The 758-nt window shown below is 74.8% G+C and carries 2 protein-coding genes; both read left to right on the forward strand.

Features of this window, described 5'->3' with window-relative positions; translation table 11 throughout:
• On the forward strand, positions 1-530 hold a 530-nt coding region (locus E9549_RS22840; RefSeq protein ID WP_236828892.1), incomplete at its 5' end, for a rhodanese-like domain-containing protein.
• Positions 531-534: 4 nt separating this feature from the next.
• A partial coding sequence (locus tag E9549_RS22845) for a TSUP family transporter (RefSeq protein ID WP_236828893.1) occupies positions 535-758 on the forward strand: 224 nt, incomplete at its 3' end.

The raw sequence follows: 758 nt of genomic DNA on the forward strand, positions 1-758 counted from the left end.
GCTCCCACCCGGACCCCACGCTGATCGACGTCCGGACCCCGGCGGAGTTCGAGGCCGGCCACATCCCCGGCGCGGTCAACGTCCCCCTCGACGAGCTGAGGGGCTCGCTCGACCAGCTCTGCACGGTCCTGGACGACCACCACGACGTCGTCCTCGTCTGCCGCTCCGGGGCCCGGGCGGGACAGGCGCAGGAGGCTCTCCAGGCGGCCGGCCTCACCTCGCCCACCGTCCTCTCCGGCGGCATCGTGGACTGGGAGAGGACCGGTGGCGCGGTGAACCGGGGCCGGCAGAGCTGGGAGCTCGAGCGCCAGGTCCGCCTGGCCGCCGGGTCCCTCGTCCTCGCCGGGATCCTGGGCAGCACGGTCGCCCCCAGGGCCAAGTGGCTGTCCGGCTTCGTGGGCGGCGGGCTGGTCTTCGCCGCCGTCTCCGACACCTGCGCCATGGGGATGGCACTGGCGAAGATGCCGTGGAACAAGCGGGGCGCCCGCGCCACCGGCTCGGCGCTGGACCAGCTCACCCGGAAGCGGTGACCCGATGCTGATCGCGCTCACCGTCGCACTGGCTGTCGTCGTCGGCGTCACCCTCGGGCTGCTCGGCGGGGGCGGCTCGATCCTGATGGTGCCGCTGCTGGTCTACGTGGCCGGCATGGACGCCAAGGGGGCGATCGCCGCCTCGCTCGTGGTCGTCGGCGTCACCGCGGCGGTGAGCGTGGTCGGCCACGCCCGCGCCGGGCGCGTCCGCTGGCGCACCGGCCTGCT

Origin of the sequence: Blastococcus sp. MG754426, assembly GCF_021699055.1 — a bacterium.
GTDB lineage: Bacteria > Actinomycetota > Actinomycetes > Mycobacteriales > Geodermatophilaceae > Blastococcus.